Source organism: Desulfovibrio sp. JC010 (assembly GCF_010470675.1).
Lineage (GTDB): Bacteria > Desulfobacterota > Desulfovibrionia > Desulfovibrionales > Desulfovibrionaceae > Maridesulfovibrio.
The window spans coordinates 55,031-72,605 of record NZ_VOIQ01000015.1 but is presented as its reverse complement, the minus strand read 5'-3'; the positions used below and the strand labels follow the sequence as shown (position 1 = coordinate 72,605).

The following is a 17,575-nucleotide window of genomic DNA, read 5'->3' as shown; positions in this document are numbered from 1 at the left end:
TCTATTCTATAAAAACTAATAATCAATCCCCGGACTGGGCACCCTGAACCCAAGAGAAAGATACATCGTGGTCCCTTTATCAGGTTCGGAAACAACGGCAAGCCCGCCCCCCATGGCCAGAATCAACCTTTTTACGATGGTCAGCCCCAGTCCGGCCCCTTCGTATTTACGGGTAATACTCCCGTCAACCTGCGAATATGAATTGAATATACGCTCCAGATCATCATCAGATATGCCGATTCCTGTATCGGCTATTGTAAATAAAAGCCGACCGCGCCCTTGCGACTGGGGGATAAAGTCTGCGGTGATCCTTACTCCGCCCTTACTGGTAAATTTAACCGCATTCCCCGCAAGATTATTAAGAATTTGCACAAGTTTACGGTTATCGCCAATAAAAATATGGGGTATACTCTTCCCAATTTCAATATCAAAAGACAACCCGCTCTGTTCTGCTGCAGGCCGGAACAGCTCCCCCACTTCTTCCAGAACAGAACAAACATCAAAGGGGTTGTTCATGACAACATCCTTACCGGCTTCAAGCCTGGAAACATGCAGGACATCATTCAATAAATTTGAAAGCCGCCGGCACGAACCGAGAGCGAGCTGCACCACTTCCAGATTTTCCTCCCGCTGAAGGTTCTCCTGAAGGATCTGTAACATCCCCTGCATGCCGTTCAAAGGAGTACGGATTTCGTGGCACATATTTGCCTGAAAACTGTTCTTTTCCAAAATAACCTGCTGCTCCAGACGATGAGCCTCTTTGTAAGCATCCTTTCTGCGCTCCAGTTCCTGTAAAGACCTTACAAGCTCATCTTCCATTCTTTTCCGTTCAGTTATGTCCATCACAGCAAAAACACTTTTGCCCCGCCATTTTCTGCTTTCCGGAAATATCAACTTAAACAGGATATACTTAACGCTGCCATCCTTACAAAGCAGTCTGGTCTCCAATGAACGGACATCACCGGGCTTCGAGTTGTCCCTGAACTCCCCAACTTCTTTCAATACATCTTCGTCAGGACACAGGCGGCCAACCTCAATTCCAAGCAACTCATCCTGCTCATATCCGGTCATGCAACATAATATTTCATTGGCATAGCGACACCTTCCACCTTCTCCCACACCAAAACCTATGGGAGAAATTTCAGATATTGAATTAAGCAAAATAGAATTGAACTCAAAATCGGAATAGATTTTACTGTTTCTGTCCAGCAGGTAATAGCACAAACAGGCCACAGCACTGATCAGACACCCTGCAAAAATATGTATGTAGTGATGATATGAAGCAAAAGAAGAAGAATCCATATATTGCTCTGTCAGATAAGTCGCAGTTCCGACAAAGGCACCGAAAAGAATTAACACCACTGAAAGTTTTTTTATCATCTCCCCTCCAGAGAATGATATCTAAACTAAGTGCAATCACTTTTCAACCGTCACTCCGTTTAAGATGTTACAATACTATGACAAAAACACCCCCGGCCCAAACGGACCGGAGGTGTTAACCGGAGAGGAATGAAATCTTCAATCAAGTAGGTCTGTTAAATATTAATAACTACTTATCCTCAGCCTCCTTTTTCCTGCTGCGAACAGTTTTTTTCTTTGCTTCAGCCTTGCCCTTTTCACCGTCCGCAAGCTCAAAATGCTCTGCCACTTCGGCTCCTGCAGCATAATCAACGCTCATGCCGACTTTGAAAAGCTGCAGTCTGCCCTGCGGATTCTTCACATAACAATCTTTTTTACAAACGTATTTCACTACCCACCAACCTTACACGTTAGTCTGATCGTCCATGACCAGATAAGCACTGATTTTACCGGCTGTGGCGTTGCTTCCGGTCACGGTAAAAGAAAGCCTCAGGAACCCCTTGTGCTGCACAGGCAGAGAAGGCAGCGGAAAGCTGTACCCCTGCTTGAGATCCGCCACGGGAATGGAACCGGACTCGAAGAGGGTATCAAAGAGCGCGAAGTCTTCAGTTTCGGAAGCCTGAACGCCCACACGCAGACTGGTCAGGGTGGAGAAATCCTCGCCATCCACCAGCACCTTCAGCTTCACTTTACCGCTGGAACCGCAATCTTCACCGGCATTGATTACATTCTGGGAAACCGCGCTGGCAGTTACGGCCTGTTCCTCACAAAAACAAAGTTCTTTATCGAGATACATATTATTAATCCTTTTAATTTAAAGGTTACGCAGTAATTGCAGCTTCAGTGTTCAGGATGGAATCCACGCGACGAACCGGGCAGCCCCAGAAAGTGGTTACGGGCTTGCCTTCCCAGTTCTCGGTCTTGAGCATGACGTTGTTTTTGTCGGAAGCTTCAATATCAAGCAGGGTTTTAACGGTCTGGTTGCAATAGATAGCGGTTCTGCCCATGTTGGTATTGGGGATCATGTTCAGACCTTCGATCAGTGCATGGCGCAGGGAATTGGAACCGAGGTTCTTGGGATCGATGGACGCGATACGCACCACATAACGCCAGTCGCGGACCACGAGACCGGGAGTCCACTTGTAGTGGGTGCGCAGTCCCTGATACTTGCCGCCATTGCCGTCTTCGAGGGTAACTTCACCGAGATCATTGTGGGCGAGACCGTTTGCGCTGCCTCGGGGGAAGGTGAAGTGTACAGTCTGATCGGACCAACAGACAATCCAGATGGAAGTGCAGTTGTTGCCGGAGCCGCCGAAGTTAACGACGTTCTTGTGCTCAAGTGAATTGAAGCGGGGCGCAAGGCCGAGGAATTTTTCAGGCTCCAGCGCGGTATCGCCATAAACAAAGGTGTCGGCGAACTCCTTATTCATGGCTTCAAGGAAAGCGCGTTCCTCGGAAGTACGGAAATTGGAGGAATGACCGTTGAGATCGGAAAGGGCCTTGTCCATTTCCGCATAGGATTCGAGCATGCCGCAGGTATCGTCAATCTGCTTGGTGCGGGATTTACTGGGCTTGATTCCGTAGTTGAGTTTACGCCAGCTCACGGTGGGCAGGTCGGTACGCACGGTGGTGCGGTGACCGGTGGGCAGGTTGCCCTCCACCCATGCGGCGTCATCAAGAATTTCGTTGCTGTGGGTCAGTACTTCAGCGACTTTAGCCACATCACCGTTAGGATCGAGACGTCCGCCCCAGTCAGCAAGAGTAAGTGCGTTCATTCCAAGAGTTGCCATAATTAATTCTCCTTACGAGATTCGGCCCTCTTGGGAGCTCTGAATTTAATGACGCTTTTAGCGTTCTGGACTTGTTGCGCTACGCGCTTTTTATATGGGATTTCGCCTCCGGCGGCTTAAGACCTTTTTGAAAAAAGGTCTTAAGAATCCCAAAAACTTTTACTCTGCTTCGCAACATAATTCGCAAACCGTCATCATTTTATATCGGCTGGTTGGGATACAAAATCTCACCGATTGTCTTCTGGCGGCCGGTATTCCTGTTGCTGTCAACGTAGGAATCTTCGGTGAGCCGCCTGCCGACATTGTAAAAGGTTTTAACTACTTCAGGATGACAGGAATATCCTGACTCCCGGATCATTTTTGCAAGGGCCGGTGAAGCAAATGCCTGCAAAGCCTTGTTGGCCACCCCCATATTCTTGCGGTAATTATTGCCGTGCCAGCCGGGCAGAGAACGAGTCTCACGCTCCCACTCCCCGGTCTGGGTCTGGTGGTCCTGAAACCGGGCCGTTTCAAGGGAATTATGAAAATCCACCAGTTTCTGGGCCATTTCCCCGCTGACCCCGTTCTCATGGGCGAACTGCCGGAACTGGCGGTCCACATGGGGGTCAATACCGTCCGGCAGGCCGTAATCCAGTTCGTAAGCCTCGGGCACGTTGGGTACGGGATTATCAGTCAGCTGCTCGGCCTCTTCCACTTCAGATCCGGGCTGAGCTTCAAGCTCCTCTTCTTCGGCAAGAGTATCCCCGCCAAGAACAGGTTCAGCCACATCTTTCATCTTTGCCTGCGGGGAATAATGGTCCGGCTGCGAATCATTACCCACCGGGAAATCCATCATTTGCGCTCCTCCTCTTCCTGTCTGATTTTTTCAGCCCGTTCACGGATGATGGAAAGATAAATCTCCTCATCTGCGGTAATAACCGGACCGAGTACGTTTTCAATCACAAAATCATGAACAGCCACGTTGCGGTAGATGTCGCTTTCTTTTGAAAACAGGGTCGCATTAACTCCGCCCTGTTCCAGCAAAAAAGTGAACACCCTTTTGCCCTGCGCAGTGCCGAATGTGGCCCGTACATCGGAAAGAAACTGCTCATTAATCCTGCGCTGTTCATTACGGACCTTTTCAGCTTCACGCTGTTCATCCTCCAGAAAACCGGAGTCCGTTGTCATTTGAATTTTACCTCCCCTTACGTTGGATGTTGTGCAAAATTTGAATCAAGGAGAAAGAGGGAGTAAACAGTCTGAAGCAATCCGGTATTAACGAATCAACGAATTATGCGGCCACTTCGTGAGCTCTTCCGCCCCCCTTCAAAATGCATAATAAGCAGCAGGGCGGACCTGAATCAGGTGACTCAGGTCCGCCCTGTGTTTTTTTTAAAAAAATTTTAAAATGGGTCTTTAGAATCCCTGATAGCCAGTATTAATAATCCTAACTTGTACCTTCCAACAAAGATATGGCATATGTTACTCAGTCACTAATCCAACCCAAGCGAGTGCTCATGTTTATTGAAAATGAAATCAGTTTTAAAGCAATCAGCGACCTGTTCAGCAATGCAGACAATGAAGGTCGCGACTTTCTATTTGAATATGAAGTATACAACCTGCTGGCCAATTCCGGAGCGGAAACTCCCCCGGCTGCCAATCTGCTGCCGCGCGGGGCGCGTTTTTCCGACGAAGAACTGACCGCCATACCGGGCGATAAGGCAGTGCTGAAAATCGTCTCTCCGACCATCATCCACAAGACCGAGGTCGGCGGGGTACGCATTGTAAAAAAAGAGCCGTCCAAAATCCGCTCCGCCGTGCGCGGCATGATGTACGAAGTACCGGAAAACTACGCCGCATATATTGAACGCAACCCGGACCATGGCCCTGAGGAATACAAAGGGCTGCACGGTGATGCGCTGGTCAAGGCCATCAGCCGCGATCTTAAAGGAGTGCTGCAGGTCCAGTTCATGCCCCCGGATTCCGATTCCTTCGGCAATGAACTTATCGTGGGACTGCGCCGGACCAGAGAATTCGGGACCATCATCAGTGCCGGTCTGGGCGGAACGGATACTGAACTTTACGCCGAAAGGTTCCGCAAAGGGCAGGCCATTGTTGCCGCATCCGTACATATGGTGGACGGACAATCTTTCTTCCAGCTCTTTAAAAACACCATCTCATATAAAAAGCTGGCCGGGCTGACCCGTGGACAACGGCGCATCGTTACTGATGAACAGCTTATTGAATGCTTTGATTCGTTTATTGAGATGGGCAAATATTTTTCCCCATCTAATAAGGATAGCGGATTCGTCATTGATGAACTGGAAATCAACCCCTTTGCCTTCACCGAATACCTGATGGTTCCGCTGGACGGCATGTGCCGTTTTTCAAAAACAGGCCAGAAGCCGCTGGCCCGCCCGGTACAGAAAATCCACAACCTGCTGCACCCGAAAAAAATCGGCATCATCGGTGTATCCTCCACCAGACGCAATTTCGGACGCATCATCCTCGATAATGTGCTGGCCGAAGGGTACGCCGAGGAAGATGTGGTCATCATCCGCGAGGGTTGCGATGAAATTGACGGAGTTCGCTGCGTGCCCTCCCTTGATGGGCTGGACCACCAGCTCGACCTGTTTGTGGTCGCCATTGCTGCCCCTCATGTACCTGATCTGGTGGATCAGATCATTGAACTGAACTGCGCCAAAAGCGTAATGCTCATTCCCGGAGGCATGGGCGAAACCGAGGACAGCAAGGAGCGGGCGGAGCTTGTCATTGCCAGCATCAATGACAAGCATGCCGAAGATGACGGCGGCCCGGTATTCATCGGTGCCAACTGCATGGGCGTGGTTTCCCGGCCCGGCGGCTACGATACATGGTTCATCCCCGATGAAAAGCTGCCCAAAGACCGCAACGCACCTTACCAGCGGGCAGCCCTGATCAGTCAGAGCGGCGCGTTCATGGTTTTCCGGACCAGCCAGTGCCCGGAACTGAACCCGGCCTATATGATTTCCATGGGCAACCAGACCGACCTGACCCTTGGTGACATGGTCCATTATTTCAAGGATTCCCCGGAAGTGGATGTCATCGCCGTCTATGCCGAAGGATTCAACGACCTCGACGGGCTGGAATTCTGCCGCGCAGTACGGCAGGCGGTGATGAACGGCAAGGAAGTAGTCTTCTACAAGGCCGGAAGAACCCCGGAAGGCAAAACCGCCACCAGCGGGCACACAGCTTCGCTGGCCGGGGATTACATGGTCTGCGAAAGCTGCGTGCAACAAGCCGGAGCCATTGTTGCCCGCACCTTTCAAGAGTTTCAGGATCTGTTCATGCTGGCCGAAAAACTAAGCAGCAAGACCATTGGCGGTGACAGGCTGGCCGCAGTGAGCGGAGCCGGATTTGAAGCCGTAGGAATGGCCGATTCCATCCAGTCCGACGACTATGATATTGAACTGGCTAAATTCAGTGAAAAATCAATTAAATCCATTGATAAAATTCTTATAGAAAGAAAACTGAAAAGTCTGGTCACCATCCAGAACCCGCTGGACCTTACTCCCGGTTCGAACGATGCGGTGCATGCGTCCATGGCTGAAATTCTTGTAAAAGATCCGGCTGTGGATTCCATTGTTATCGGTCTGGACCCGCTCTCTCCGTCCATGCACACTCTGGCTGAACCGACAATCCCCGCATTTTCCATGGAAGATGAAGATTCGCTGGGGAATCTGCTCATCAAAATCGTCGAAAATAGTGCCAAACCGGTGCTTGCAGTAGTGGACGGAGGCAGACTCTACGATCCTCTGCGCGATATGCTGCTCGCAAACGGGGTCCCCACCTTTCCGGTCTGCGACCGCGCAGTGGCAGCCATTGCCCTCTACTCCAAGGCCCGCATGCGCGCCGAAGTTATCCGGCTGGCCCACGGCTGCGATTAGTTTCACCACCTATCAAAAGCAAAGGCCGTGATTCACCAGAACCACGGCCTTTAATCTTAGGAGGAGATACTATTAAAATATGTTAATACTTATCGTTGTAACGATTGGATAGTTTATCTTCACGACTGGTCTTTTCAACAACAACGACTGCCTTTTCAGCATTGGCAAAAAAAGCATCTTCAACAAACCTTGCAATTCCGCACAACCAGCACATAAACATAAAATCGCTCCTACAACTTAAGAATACAACCAAAAATCATTTTTAAGATTTCTTTTTAAGAACTTAATTTCAGTGTACGCACAAAAAGTACCTCGTCAATGAGATTTGATTAATTCTTTTTTTCACATTTATATCGCCATCCACTTCTCCGCGACAAAACCCTTGAATCACGTAGATATTAAAATTGAGCGCAGATTCAATTTTATTCAAAATAACACTATTCACTCCTGCAAAATCAACTCTCACCTGTATTTCTTCCATTCTTCTCTCAAGCAATCCAGAACCGGGCGGGGCAACCTGCCAAACAAAAACCCCGCTCCTAAACTGAAGCGGGGTTTCTGAATTTGACATGAAGCAATTTCAAGTCATATTAATTCAAGTCAAATGCATCTTTCTTAAAAAAACAATAAAACTCATCATCACAATGATAAAATCTATTTACCCTGCTTTTTACCGAACCAACTAAATCATCAAAAAACTTAAACCTTAGCAAACCACTATCCTCAACATACTGCTCTACCTCAGCTACAGCATTCACAGAAATAAAAAACAATAGGGTAAGTGCGAAGTACAATTCTAAAACCACTTCTTAACTCCTTTTTGTAAGACTTTATTCAAACCATACGCCGAAAAAACACCTCGTCAACAGTTTTTTATTAATTCTTTTTTTCACATTCAGCCAAACTTTACACCATTTTTCACAATCACTAAAATTTTACCTTTAAAAAATCCTTTTTCCGAAACAAGAACAGAAAAAAGCCGCCACTATTAGAGTGACGGCTTCGTTATTCAATCTCAAAAGACAACTATTGTGCGGGTTTTAACAAAGTAAGCATCCACTCCTCCGGCAATAAGGCTCTTCATCTTCTCGACCTGCCCTTTGTAAGCGACCTTGTGGATGGCATCACCACTCCTTGCCGGAAGAGGATAAAAGACTGTTCCGACACAAAGACAAAGGACAAAAAATACAGCTGAAATTACTTTTATATTCATATTTAGCCTACATTCTTTTTTAGCTGCTCAATTTTTTACCCAGTTCACGGGCCTGCTCAAGGGCTTCTTCCATACGGTGGGCATCGGGAAAAGCAATGGGATCACCAAGACCGCGAATGTGTACATACAAATTTAAATCTGGTTTTCCGCACAACTCGTGAAAAGAAATTAACCGAAGCAGGAAACTTGGAAATCAGACAAAAGGATGAAAATATGTACTGCTCCCGCAGAACATAATTTATCGTTGACTTTAGCAGGCCAGTCAGTAGAGGTAGGCGGACTTCTATAATTAATGAGGACGCAGCAATGAAGCAGGTAAAAGTACAGATTAAAATCAATCCCGGCCAGATCAATAACCCCGGCACGATCCGCAAGGAAGCCCTGAAGGCCGCCGGAATGCCGGACGATAAAAACATTTCCACCCGTGTGCTGCGCCGCTCTATCGATGCCCGTTCCCGCAAACCTCACTTTGTACTGCAGGTCGGCATCGGTGACCCGGAATCCGTGGAACCGCAGGAATCCGTTTTCACCCCCCTGCCCCTGAACGGCAGGCAGGTCGTCATTGCCGGGGCCGGACCTGCCGGATATTTTGCCGCCCTGACCCTGCTGGAACAGGGCATCAAGCCGATCATCCTTGAACGCGGACGCATGGTAAATGACCGCCGCAAGGACCTGAAAAAAATCTACACCGAAGGTTTGATCAACCCCGACTCCAACTACTGTTTCGGAGAAGGCGGTGCCGGAACCTATTCTGACGGAAAACTCTACACCCGGGCCACCAAACGCGGAAATATGGGCCGCATCCTTGATCTGCTCATTGCCAACGGCGCACCGGGTGATATCCGTATTGACGCCCACCCGCACCTCGGCTCCAACGTACTGCCGCGCATTGTCGGCAGAATGCGTGAAGACATAATTTCCTGCGGAGGCGAAATCCATTTCAACACCCGCGTTGATTCTTTCATTCTTGATGGAGACCGCATGACCGGAGTCGTTGCCGCAGGCAATGAAATAAAGGCGGATGCGGTAATCCTCGCCACCGGACATTCTGCACGGGATATTTTCCATGCCCTCAACAATCAGAACATTAAAATCGAAGCCAAACCTTTCGCGCTGGGAGTACGCATCGAACATCCCCAGCCGCTGATAGATAAGATTTTCTACCACCAGTCACCGCGCCACGAAAACCTGCCCGCGGCCAGCTACCGCATTTCAACGCAGGCCATGGGGCGCGGGGTATTCTCCTTCTGCATGTGTCCGGGTGGCTATATTGTTCCGGCCTCCACCGCACCGGGGGAACTTGTGCTAAACGGCATGAGTCTTGCCGCACGCAACGCCCCTTTCGCCAACGCCGGGCTGGTGGCGGAAGTTAAGCTTGAAGATCTGGAAAACCCTGACAACCCGCTTTGCGCTTTGGAATATCAGGCAGCAGCAGAGAAAAAGATATTTGCAGCCGGAGACAACAAAACCCAGCAGGCCCCGGCCCAGCGCGTCAACGACTTCATTGCCGGACGCGTATCAAAATCCATCCCCAAGACATCGTACATACCCGGAGCATACTCCGCCCCGGTACACGAACTGCTGCCCTTTATTCAAGCAGAAGCATTACGCAACGGCATTGAGGCATTAGGCAAAAAATTCAAGGGGTTCGATTCAAATGAAGCCAAGGTACTGGCAGTGGAATCACGCACCAGTTCCCCGGTACGCATCCCGCGTGACCGCGAGACTCTTGAGCATGTGCAGATTAAAGGACTTTTTCCCTGCGGAGAGGGAGCTGGCTATGCAGGTGGAATCATTTCCGCAGCCATGGACGGAGAGAAATGCGCCTTGGCAGCAGCGCGGATGCTGGGATAATCAGCGGATCACCTTGATCTGATACCCTTTTGAGGTCAACGAATCTGGTATTTGGATATCCCAGCGTTTCATTTCTGGACCGCTGAACAGAAGCAGCCCTTTTTTGCCGATGACCGGATGGATACTTTCTATGTTTTCCCCGGCTAATATCTTTTTGACCATCTTCAAGGCTTCACGGCCCTGATCAATACCGGAAAGAACGTACCCGCCTACAGCCTTGCCTTTGCCCACGGAAAAATCCCAAAGGCCGAAAATAGGAACCGGTGAGTGCATGGACGTCCAACGGATAACTTCTTCACTGGAAATATGTTTTCCCTGCTCGTCTCTAAAAATGTGATAGGTCCCGATAACCAGACATGAATACCCGGCATTCAGGGCATTTTTCACCTTCGCCTTCCAATCGCTGAAAGTTCTGACCAGCTCAATATCAGCATGGGCACCCGACACATCCAGAGTAGTTTGGTCATTTAATGATTCGCGCACAAAAACCCTTGAGCTCAAGCTGTCATCCATAAGTACCAGAAATTTACCCGGCCCAACGATTTCCTTCAGATAGGCAATGGACCGTTTCACAAGCGGACGCTCAAACACCCCGGTAATCTTGCGGACATTATCCACATATTTGCGGGCATTGCCGTTTATTCCCAAAAAAACAACCGGAATATCACGGTCAACAAGAAACTGCCCAAGCGACTTGAGTGCGTAATCGTCAGTTACAACCACTACTTCCGGCTTGTCCCGTTCAATTGCAGCTTTTGCTTCTGCTACCCTGCGGTCACAGTCCTTTTTGTTGAGTCTTTTGAAATCAAGATAATAAAATGAGATCTCGGCTTTGCCGGCCACGCCCCTTTTTAATACACCGTTATGCTCTTCCACCCACTTGAAATCTTTATTGTAGCTGTTAACGACTACAACCTTTTTATCCAGTGCAGAAACAGGGGAATTCAAAAAAAACACAAAACATAAAGCGCAAATTAAAACGGCACTTTTTCTAAAATGATCCGCAAACGCACGGCCATTATGTTTTAAATTTGATACATGCATTGATGAATTTGTAACATAGCATTCCCTACCTTCACAACCTACTTTTAAGCCGCCCGCTCCCACTAGCAGACCTGCCATAAAAACAGGCGGTCCGCTTCAATTGAAACGGACCGCCTTTTAAGCAATTAACACAGACTGAAGTCTGTTCAGGAGCGCGCAGCTTCCCCAAGCTGCGCAAATATCTAGCAGGAAGCCTTGCGGCTTTCCTCTATGTACACTTCACCGAGACGTCTGGTCACCGGACCGGGAGTGCCGTCGCCAAGCTCAACGCCGTCCACTTCAATTACCGGGGTAACAAAGGAAGTTGCGGCAGTCATGAAAGCTTCCACTGCATTCTGGGCTTCTTCAATAGTAAAAGGACGCTCTTCAATCTCCATATCCAGCTCATCCGCAAGACGGAGCACGGATTTGCGGGTAATGCCCGGCAGGATGGAGTTGGTAAGGTTGCGGGTAATGATCTTTCCTTCACTGGTCACAATATAGGTGTTGTTGGAAGAACCTTCGGTAACAAATCCCTCTTCAACCATCCATGCATCATCCTTGCCCTGCTTCTTGGCTTCGGTTTTGACCATGGAAGCAGCCAGCAACTGTACGGTTTTGATATCACGGCGGCCCCAGCGGATGTCAGGGACAGAAATTACACGCAGGCCGGATTTTTCACCGGTCAGCTTCTTGGCCTGAGTAAAAAGCACTACGGTCTGCTCCAGACCTTTGGGCATGATAAAATCACGGTCAACAGCACCGCGGGTAACCTGCAGATAGATTGCGCCTTCTTCAAGGTCGTTGCGCTTGACCAGCTCACGGTGAACTTCAAGCAATTCTTCTGCGCTCATGGGCATGCCCATGCCGATTTCACCAAGGGAACGCTCAAGGCGGGCAATATGCCCATCCCACTCACAGATTTTACCATCCACAACAGCGGTAACTTCGTAGATTGCATCCGCAAACAGGAAACCGCGGTCAAATACAGAAACACTAGCCTCTTCTTCAGGCACGTAAGCACCATTTACATATACAGTACGGCTCATTTTATTCACTTATTCCAATATGTAAGATTAACAACTAGCCCCACAATTCACTCTGCGGGGGAAAAACAAATTTATCATCGTATTCCAAAGGATGTGCCCTGTCTTCGGCCAAAAGCAAAGGCCCGTCAAGATCCACAACAGCCGCACCACTGGCAACCAGCACGGCAGGTGCCATGGCCAGCGAAGAACCGACCATGCAGCCGACCATAACTTTAAAGCCCTCTGCCAAAGCAGCCTCACGGAGCTTGAGTGCTTCGGTCAAACCTCCAGTCTTATCCAGCTTGATATTGACCATGTCATACTTACCCTTGAGTCCGGGCAGGGATTCACGATCGTGACATGATTCGTCGGCACAGACAGGAAGAACCCTTTCAATCTCCAGCAGAGCGTCATCATCGCCGGCGGGAAGGGGCTGCTCAACCATTTCCACGCCGAGACGAACCAGTACCGGAGCCACTTCACGATAAACATCAGCAGTCCAGCCCTCGTTGGCATCAACTATTATGCGGGAATCAGGAGCACCCCGGCGCACAGCCTCAATACGGGCAATATCCTCGACACCGCCGCCAAGCTTGGTTTTGAGCAGAGGACGGGCAGCATTTTCCGCTGCCTGCTTTTCCATCTCCTCCGGAGTGGCAAGAGAGAGGGTGTAAGCAGTAACTTCCGGGGTGGGTTCACTTATTCCTGCCAACTGCCATGCTGGAGTCCCGGCTTTCTTGGCTTCAAGATCCCAGAGAGCGCAGTCCACGGCGTTGCGTGCCGCTCCTGCGGGCAGTGCGGACTGCAGATCTTCACGGCTCAGCGGAGTTTTAAGGCTCTCAATCTGAGCGGTAACGGACTCAACAGTCTCATTGTAGCGGGCGTAGGGAACGCATTCCCCACGCCCGATAAAACCGTCTTCTTCAATCTCGACCCGCAGCACAACAGCTTCGGTCCGCGACCCGCGCGCAATGGTGAAAACCTGCGCCAGCGGGAAAACATCTTTTACAACCGAGATTTTCATTATACCAGCGCCTCAACCAGACGGCCAGCACCCTGACGGAAAGGATCAACAGCGGGCAGTCCCAGCTGCTTTTCAACTTCAGCAAGATAAGCCAGGGCTTCGTCTTCAGCCATGTGCTGGGTATTTACGGAAACAGCCACGGCCTTGCACTCAGGGTTTACAACCTTGGCGAGAGTCAGTGCGGTATCGCGCAGCTCTTCAAGAGTGGGCTGCTGGTAATCGGGCAGGCCGCGCATATGTTCGCGGGTGGGTTCGTGGCAGAGAATCAGGGCATCGGGCTGTCCGCCATGAACCAGTGCCATGGTCACACCGGAGTAGGAAGCATGATACAGGCTGCCCTGCCCTTCGATGATATCCCAGTGGTCGGCATCATTGTCCGGGGTGAGGTATTCGATGGAGCCGGCCATGAAGTCGGCGATAACAGCATCAAGAGGAACGCCGTTACCTTCAATAAGGATTCCGGTCTGTCCGGTGGGACGGAAGGTAGATTTGAGCCCCTGCTTTTTCATTTCGCGGTCAATTGCCAGCGCGGTGTACATCTTACCCACGGAGCAATCGGTACCAACGGCAAGACAGCGTTTGCCAGTACGTTTCTTACCGTTGGCAATGGGATAATTTACAGTGGGAATACGTACATCGTGCAGTTTGCTGCCGCTCTTTTCCGCTGCTTCAACCAGCTCCGGCTGATCACGCAGCAGGGTGTGCAGACCGGAGGCAATGTCCATTCCGGCTTCGAGGGCTTCCACCAGCACGGTCTTCCAGCTGTCGGAAATAATACCGCCACGGTTCACAACGCCCACAACCAGAGTCTTGGCCCCGGCTTCAACAGCTTCTTTAATAGAAAGGTCTTTGATACCCAGATCGGCCTTGCAGCCTTCCATGCGAAACTGTCCGGCAACAGCTTCAGGTCTCCAGTCATAAATACCCTGAGCCATTTTCGCGCCCAGCGCATCAGGAGCATCTCCGAGAAAAAGTAAATATGGTGCTTCAAACATTGTTACTACCCCTTTATCTTATAGTCTTTTTATTTGGTTCTGCGGATTTATCAATTTGCATGCCATCTGTCGGCAACAAACTTAAAAACCTCAAAATAACGGCAAGTTACAAAACACAGAACCAAATCCCTCAAAAATAGTGCGCTCAAAAAACACACACAAATGCATAAAATTGTCTAAGGAAAAGTTTTAACAAAGATTACATTCGACAAAAACGTTATTAGTTAAATTTAATTCTTATTTTTTGCTATTTTTTTAAATTTTATACGTTTTACACCCCATAAAAACGAAGCCACCTCACACAAATTTTACATTATTGTACACCAATACAAAATAAGCGTTGAACCATCGGCTTTTTTCACAAAAAAAGGGTATTCCCGACTGGAACACCCCGCTAATTAAAATATTAGACGTAAAAATAGCTACTGCTGCAAAATATATTTTGAATAAATACCCCTGTAGGTCCCGTTTCTTTTCAACTCATCCAGTGCCGCCTGCCATTTGGCAACGGTCCACTCCGGGGTTTCCTTTGAAAAAACCAAAAACAATTCAGAATCATACAACTTCACTCCGGTAGATTCAATTTTGGAAACATCTATCCCGGCCTGCTGGGCCATGGCAGGCATAACCATCTCGCTGACCGGAGTCACATCCACCCGTCCTTTAACCAGCAACTGCAGGGAAACCATCTGGTTATTCACCGGCACAAGGTTTTCGAATCCCAATGATTCAAGATAAGTGTGATCCGCATTTCCCCGCCCCACGCAAACAGATTCAAGCTGTTTCATCTCTTCCAGAGAATCAGCCTCAAACTGCTTCCCCTTAGCCTTGTAGAAATATACGCCGCTGGTCACCAATGGACCGACCCATTTTACAGAGCCCAATCTTTCCGGTCTTTTAGCAACAATGAAAAAAGCCTTTTCCGGAAAGGACTGCACCAGCTTAAGCCCGCGTGCGAACGGAAGCATCTCAATTTCACAGGATTGTCCGGTCAATTTCATCATCTCCCGGACAACTTCCACAGCAAAACCGCAAATCCTGCCTTCTTCCTCATAAGCGAACGGCTTGATAAAGTGGGTATAGAATGACAATCCTTTGGATGCCTGCACAGAAGAAGTGCTGAAAACAGCAGAAACGACAATAAATAAGATAACGAAAAAGCGCATAAATAGATTGCCCCCGTCAAAGAGATTCACTCGTAAAAGCACCTCTTTATTTATACCAATATACAGGAATAGAGCACAATCAATTTCGCAAAAAGTCTAAACTTTACTACCTGGATGGGATAATCTGCGGCTCAATACTTACTGAAGAACCGGGCAATTCCGATTCCACGGCCTTGCGAATTGGGGCCAGACGCTCTTCAATCTGACCAATTGTTCGATCAGAATTAAATCCGAGATTGATCAAAATAAACAAATCCTTGCCTGATCGACGGGCCTTGTAGCCGTTGAACCCGTCATAATTGTCAAAATAGCGGGCCAATATGCGCAACAACTGGTAATGCTCCGGTTCTGGAATTGTACGGTCAAGGATCTCCGGCAGGCTTTCCCGGATCAACCCCACAGCAATGACCACCATATAGCCGACCATAAACAATGAACCGAACAGATCCACCATACGCGCAGACTTCGGATCAGGCAGCCAGAGGGTAATCATCAGGATAGCCAGTACTATTATCGAAGCCACAGTCTTGGCTATACGCGCGGCAATCTGCGAAGAGATAATCACCGAGCTTTCTTTTTCATTGGAACGGATAAATGCAACGGAAAAGTAATAGTTGACCATAAGGTTGGCCGCAGCACTGATAATGGCCAGCATCATTATATTGGTAGAGATTGGTGCCCCGTCATCCATGGTGAAAACCTTGGAAAGGATATACAGACCGCTTAAAAGCAGTCCAAAAGCCACCAACAGATTGGTAATACGCTCAATCTTGCCGATACCGTACTCAAACTCCATAAACCTGCCCCGGTGGGCCCGTTTGAGCACAACGTAAGAAACCACCTCGATGGTCAGCAGCAGCAGAATCCTGATCACTTCGGACAGAGCCGTCATGGAACCGGAAAGCAAACCTGCCACGGCGAAAAAAGCCAGAATAGCAGCATCAAGCACAACAGCCCAGAACACCGCCTTTTCCTTGGCCAGCTGATCAGGAGTCAAATTGACAGAAGAACCGCTCATCGCAGGAATACTCCGAAATACTGCTCCATGAGTCCTATTCCCTCGAATTCAGCATAGGCGGTACGCCCCACCCCGCAAAACTTTTCCACCCGCTTGTAAAGCAGCGGATCATCAATAAGCACCAGCACCCGCCCGTCACGTGCGGAACGATCCTTGATCCCGGCGGCAAAAAGATTGGAGTGCCATATTCCGCCGGAACCCATAACCCGGCTGACCTTGCCTTCAATAAAATCAGTCCTGCCGTAAAGTCTGATTTTTACCGGCTGCCCCGGAACAATCAATTCAAGAGTAGCGTCATCTACGGCCACCTCCACCATAAGCCTGCTTCTATCTATATATGAAAGCAGCCTGTCACCCTTGGTGACCTCCATACCGTCCTGAACATCCATTTCCCAGACCACAGCAGTCTCAGGGAGTGTAACCGCAGCACGTGTATGGCGGGTATTCAACACATCATCGGCTCCGCCTGCGTTTTCCGTCTCACTCATCCGCCTTTTGCAGGCCAGAATATTCTGCTCAAGATCATTAATGCGTTTCTGAACCTGCAACGCCCCGTCAGAAAGATCGTTAGGCAGCATTCCCTGACTTAGCATCCCCCGCCGATGCTTCAGCTGACCGATTTCAAGTTTAGTAGACTTAACCTTAGCATCAGCCTTAAGAAATTCCGACTCCGCCTTATCCTCGTCTTCACTGGTTGCGACCGAAGCTTTGACAAGCTTTGCAATACGGTCACGACGGTGTTTGGCCTCCTTGAGCGCGGCCTTCTCCCCTTTAATGCGGGCGGAAAGGATTGCCAGACTCTGATCAATATCCCTGATAAGCCTGTCCATATAACCGTCAAGTTTTCTGCGGCTCACAACAAGGCTTTCCTCAAGGGCAAGCAGTTCCTTTTCAAGAGTCTCGTATTGCCCGGAAGTTCTGCGGTTACCGATGCGCAACACAGGTCCGCCCTGCGAAACCATGCCCGGTACAATGGAAATAGCATCCACTACACCGTCAATAGGTGCACGGACATCATAGCGATAAGCCGTTACCACACCGTTTCTGACCACAAAACGCTGCATATAACTGACAATGGAAGGAAGCGGAAGAAGGGCAATCAAAAGCAATACAATCCAGGTGGTGGACCTTCTGCATAAAATGGCTTTCATGAACAAGAACTCCGGCAAAAATAGACATACGGTAAATAGACCTGAACCC

The 17,575-nt window shown here is 49.2% G+C and carries 18 protein-coding genes; 2 read left to right on the top strand and 16 right to left on the bottom strand.

The features are described 5' to 3' along the window. Positions 1 to 15: 15 nt before the first annotated feature. The 6 genes from FMR86_RS16285 to FMR86_RS16260 form a co-directional block, all read right to left on the bottom strand. Entirely contained in the window at positions 16 to 1,380 is a 1,365-nt protein-coding gene (locus FMR86_RS16285) for an ATP-binding protein (RefSeq protein WP_163352465.1), read from the bottom strand. Between the two features lie 169 nt (positions 1,381 to 1,549). Continuing rightward, positions 1,550 to 1,750 (bottom strand): hypothetical protein, encoded by a 201-nt coding sequence (locus FMR86_RS16280; protein ID WP_163352464.1) that lies wholly within the window; start codon positions 1,748 to 1,750, stop codon positions 1,550 to 1,552. 12 nt (positions 1,751 to 1,762) lie between these two features. Then, on the bottom strand, positions 1,763 to 2,155 hold the full coding sequence (locus FMR86_RS16275) for a Bbp16 family capsid cement protein (protein WP_163352463.1): 393 nt from the start codon (positions 2,153 to 2,155) through the stop codon (positions 1,763 to 1,765). A 25-nt stretch (positions 2,156 to 2,180) separates the two neighbouring features. Then, the gene (locus tag FMR86_RS16270) at positions 2,181 to 3,149 is read right to left on the bottom strand and encodes a major capsid protein (protein WP_163352462.1); all 969 of its coding nucleotides are present in this window, start codon (positions 3,147 to 3,149) and stop codon (positions 2,181 to 2,183) included. A 199-nt stretch (positions 3,150 to 3,348) separates the two neighbouring features. Continuing rightward, complete coding sequence (locus tag FMR86_RS16265) at positions 3,349 to 3,984, bottom strand: endoprotease (protein WP_163352461.1); 636 nt, start codon at positions 3,982 to 3,984, stop codon at positions 3,349 to 3,351. Then, positions 3,981 to 4,316: a hypothetical protein gene (locus FMR86_RS16260; RefSeq protein WP_163352460.1), complete on the bottom strand. Its 336-nt coding sequence runs from the start codon at positions 4,314 to 4,316 to the stop codon at positions 3,981 to 3,983. The genes FMR86_RS16265 and FMR86_RS16260 overlap by 4 nt, the downstream gene beginning before the upstream one ends. A 329-nt stretch (positions 4,317 to 4,645) precedes the next feature. Between FMR86_RS16260 and FMR86_RS16255 the strand changes: the two genes are divergently transcribed. After that, complete coding sequence (locus FMR86_RS16255) at positions 4,646 to 7,054, top strand: acetate--CoA ligase family protein (protein ID WP_163352459.1); 2,409 nt, start codon at positions 4,646 to 4,648, stop codon at positions 7,052 to 7,054. An 82-nt stretch (positions 7,055 to 7,136) separates the two neighbouring features. Here FMR86_RS16255 and FMR86_RS16250 read toward each other — a convergent pair whose 3' ends face one another. From FMR86_RS16250 to FMR86_RS16240, 3 genes are all read right to left on the bottom strand, one after another. Then, positions 7,137 to 7,274: a hypothetical protein gene (locus tag FMR86_RS16250; RefSeq protein WP_163352458.1), complete on the bottom strand. Its 138-nt coding sequence runs from the start codon at positions 7,272 to 7,274 to the stop codon at positions 7,137 to 7,139. Between the two features lie 370 nt (positions 7,275 to 7,644). Then, positions 7,645 to 7,860, bottom strand: a complete 216-nt coding sequence (locus FMR86_RS16245) for a hypothetical protein (protein ID WP_163352457.1) — start codon at positions 7,858 to 7,860, stop codon at positions 7,645 to 7,647. A gap of 209 nt (positions 7,861 to 8,069) precedes the next feature. Further along, entirely contained in the window at positions 8,070 to 8,267 is a 198-nt protein-coding gene (locus FMR86_RS16240; protein WP_163352456.1) for a hypothetical protein, read from the bottom strand. A gap of 306 nt (positions 8,268 to 8,573) precedes the next feature. On the opposite strand from FMR86_RS16240, the gene FMR86_RS16235 reads away from it, so the two are divergent. Next, positions 8,574 to 10,121: an NAD(P)/FAD-dependent oxidoreductase gene (locus FMR86_RS16235; protein WP_163352455.1), complete on the top strand. Its 1,548-nt coding sequence runs from the start codon at positions 8,574 to 8,576 to the stop codon at positions 10,119 to 10,121. Here the strand turns inward: FMR86_RS16235 and FMR86_RS16230 are convergent, their stop codons facing one another. The 7 genes from FMR86_RS16230 to FMR86_RS16200 form a co-directional block, all read right to left on the bottom strand. Next, positions 10,122 to 11,069: an ABC transporter substrate-binding protein gene (locus FMR86_RS16230; RefSeq protein WP_163352454.1), complete on the bottom strand. Its 948-nt coding sequence runs from the start codon at positions 11,067 to 11,069 to the stop codon at positions 10,122 to 10,124. It abuts the gene before it with no gap. Between the two features lie 278 nt (positions 11,070 to 11,347). Beyond that, positions 11,348 to 12,193 (bottom strand): D-amino-acid transaminase, encoded by an 846-nt coding sequence (locus FMR86_RS16225; protein ID WP_163352453.1) that lies wholly within the window; start codon positions 12,191 to 12,193, stop codon positions 11,348 to 11,350. A 34-nt stretch (positions 12,194 to 12,227) separates the two neighbouring features. Further along, positions 12,228 to 13,196 carry an N-acetyl-D-Glu racemase DgcA gene (gene dgcA / locus FMR86_RS16220; protein ID WP_163352452.1) on the bottom strand — a complete coding sequence of 323 codons (969 nt, stop codon included), beginning with the start codon at positions 13,194 to 13,196 and terminating at the stop codon, positions 12,228 to 12,230. Further along, complete coding sequence (gene dgcN, locus FMR86_RS16215; protein WP_163352451.1) at positions 13,196 to 14,191, bottom strand: N-acetyltransferase DgcN; 996 nt, start codon at positions 14,189 to 14,191, stop codon at positions 13,196 to 13,198. The genes dgcA and dgcN overlap by 1 nt, the downstream gene beginning before the upstream one ends. Before the next feature lie 422 nt (positions 14,192 to 14,613). Then, entirely contained in the window at positions 14,614 to 15,357 is a 744-nt protein-coding gene (locus FMR86_RS16210) for an ABC transporter substrate-binding protein (protein ID WP_163352450.1), read from the bottom strand. Between the two features lie 106 nt (positions 15,358 to 15,463). Next, a complete protein-coding gene (locus tag FMR86_RS16205; RefSeq protein WP_163352449.1) occupies positions 15,464 to 16,375 on the bottom strand; it encodes a cation diffusion facilitator family transporter in 912 nt (303 codons plus the stop codon). After that, a complete protein-coding gene (locus FMR86_RS16200) occupies positions 16,372 to 17,526 on the bottom strand; it encodes an HlyD family secretion protein (protein ID WP_163352448.1) in 1,155 nt (384 codons plus the stop codon). The genes FMR86_RS16205 and FMR86_RS16200 overlap by 4 nt, the downstream gene beginning before the upstream one ends. Between the last annotated feature and the right edge of the window lie 49 nt (positions 17,527 to 17,575).

Excerpts from the sequence above, each read along its gene's own strand:
- FMR86_RS16275 (WP_163352463.1), bottom strand. The coding sequence starts at position 2,155 with ATGTATCTCGATAAAGAACTTTGTTTTTGTGAGGAACAGGCCGTAACT.
- dgcN (WP_163352451.1), bottom strand. The coding sequence starts at position 14,191 with ATGTTTGAAGCACCATATTTACTTTTTCTCGGAGATGCTCCTGATGCG.
- FMR86_RS16250 (WP_163352458.1), bottom strand. The coding sequence starts at position 7,274 with ATGTTTATGTGCTGGTTGTGCGGAATTGCAAGGTTTGTTGAAGATGCT.
- dgcA (WP_163352452.1), bottom strand. The coding sequence starts at position 13,196 with ATGAAAATCTCGGTTGTAAAAGATGTTTTCCCGCTGGCGCAGGTTTTC.
- FMR86_RS16200 (WP_163352448.1), bottom strand. The coding sequence starts at position 17,526 with ATGAAAGCCATTTTATGCAGAAGGTCCACCACCTGGATTGTATTGCTT.
- FMR86_RS16255 (WP_163352459.1), top strand. The coding sequence starts at position 4,646 with ATGTTTATTGAAAATGAAATCAGTTTTAAAGCAATCAGCGACCTGTTC.
- FMR86_RS16285 (WP_163352465.1), bottom strand. The coding sequence starts at position 1,380 with ATGATAAAAAAACTTTCAGTGGTGTTAATTCTTTTCGGTGCCTTTGTC.
- FMR86_RS16235 (WP_163352455.1), top strand. The coding sequence starts at position 8,574 with ATGAAGCAGGTAAAAGTACAGATTAAAATCAATCCCGGCCAGATCAAT.
- FMR86_RS16240 (WP_163352456.1), bottom strand. The coding sequence starts at position 8,267 with ATGAATATAAAAGTAATTTCAGCTGTATTTTTTGTCCTTTGTCTTTGT.
- FMR86_RS16260 (WP_163352460.1), bottom strand. The coding sequence starts at position 4,316 with ATGACAACGGACTCCGGTTTTCTGGAGGATGAACAGCGTGAAGCTGAA.
- FMR86_RS16205 (WP_163352449.1), bottom strand. The coding sequence starts at position 16,375 with ATGAGCGGTTCTTCTGTCAATTTGACTCCTGATCAGCTGGCCAAGGAA.
- FMR86_RS16210 (WP_163352450.1), bottom strand. The coding sequence starts at position 15,357 with ATGCGCTTTTTCGTTATCTTATTTATTGTCGTTTCTGCTGTTTTCAGC.
- FMR86_RS16225 (WP_163352453.1), bottom strand. The coding sequence starts at position 12,193 with ATGAGCCGTACTGTATATGTAAATGGTGCTTACGTGCCTGAAGAAGAG.
- FMR86_RS16270 (WP_163352462.1), bottom strand. The coding sequence starts at position 3,149 with ATGGCAACTCTTGGAATGAACGCACTTACTCTTGCTGACTGGGGCGGA.
- FMR86_RS16265 (WP_163352461.1), bottom strand. The coding sequence starts at position 3,984 with ATGATGGATTTCCCGGTGGGTAATGATTCGCAGCCGGACCATTATTCC.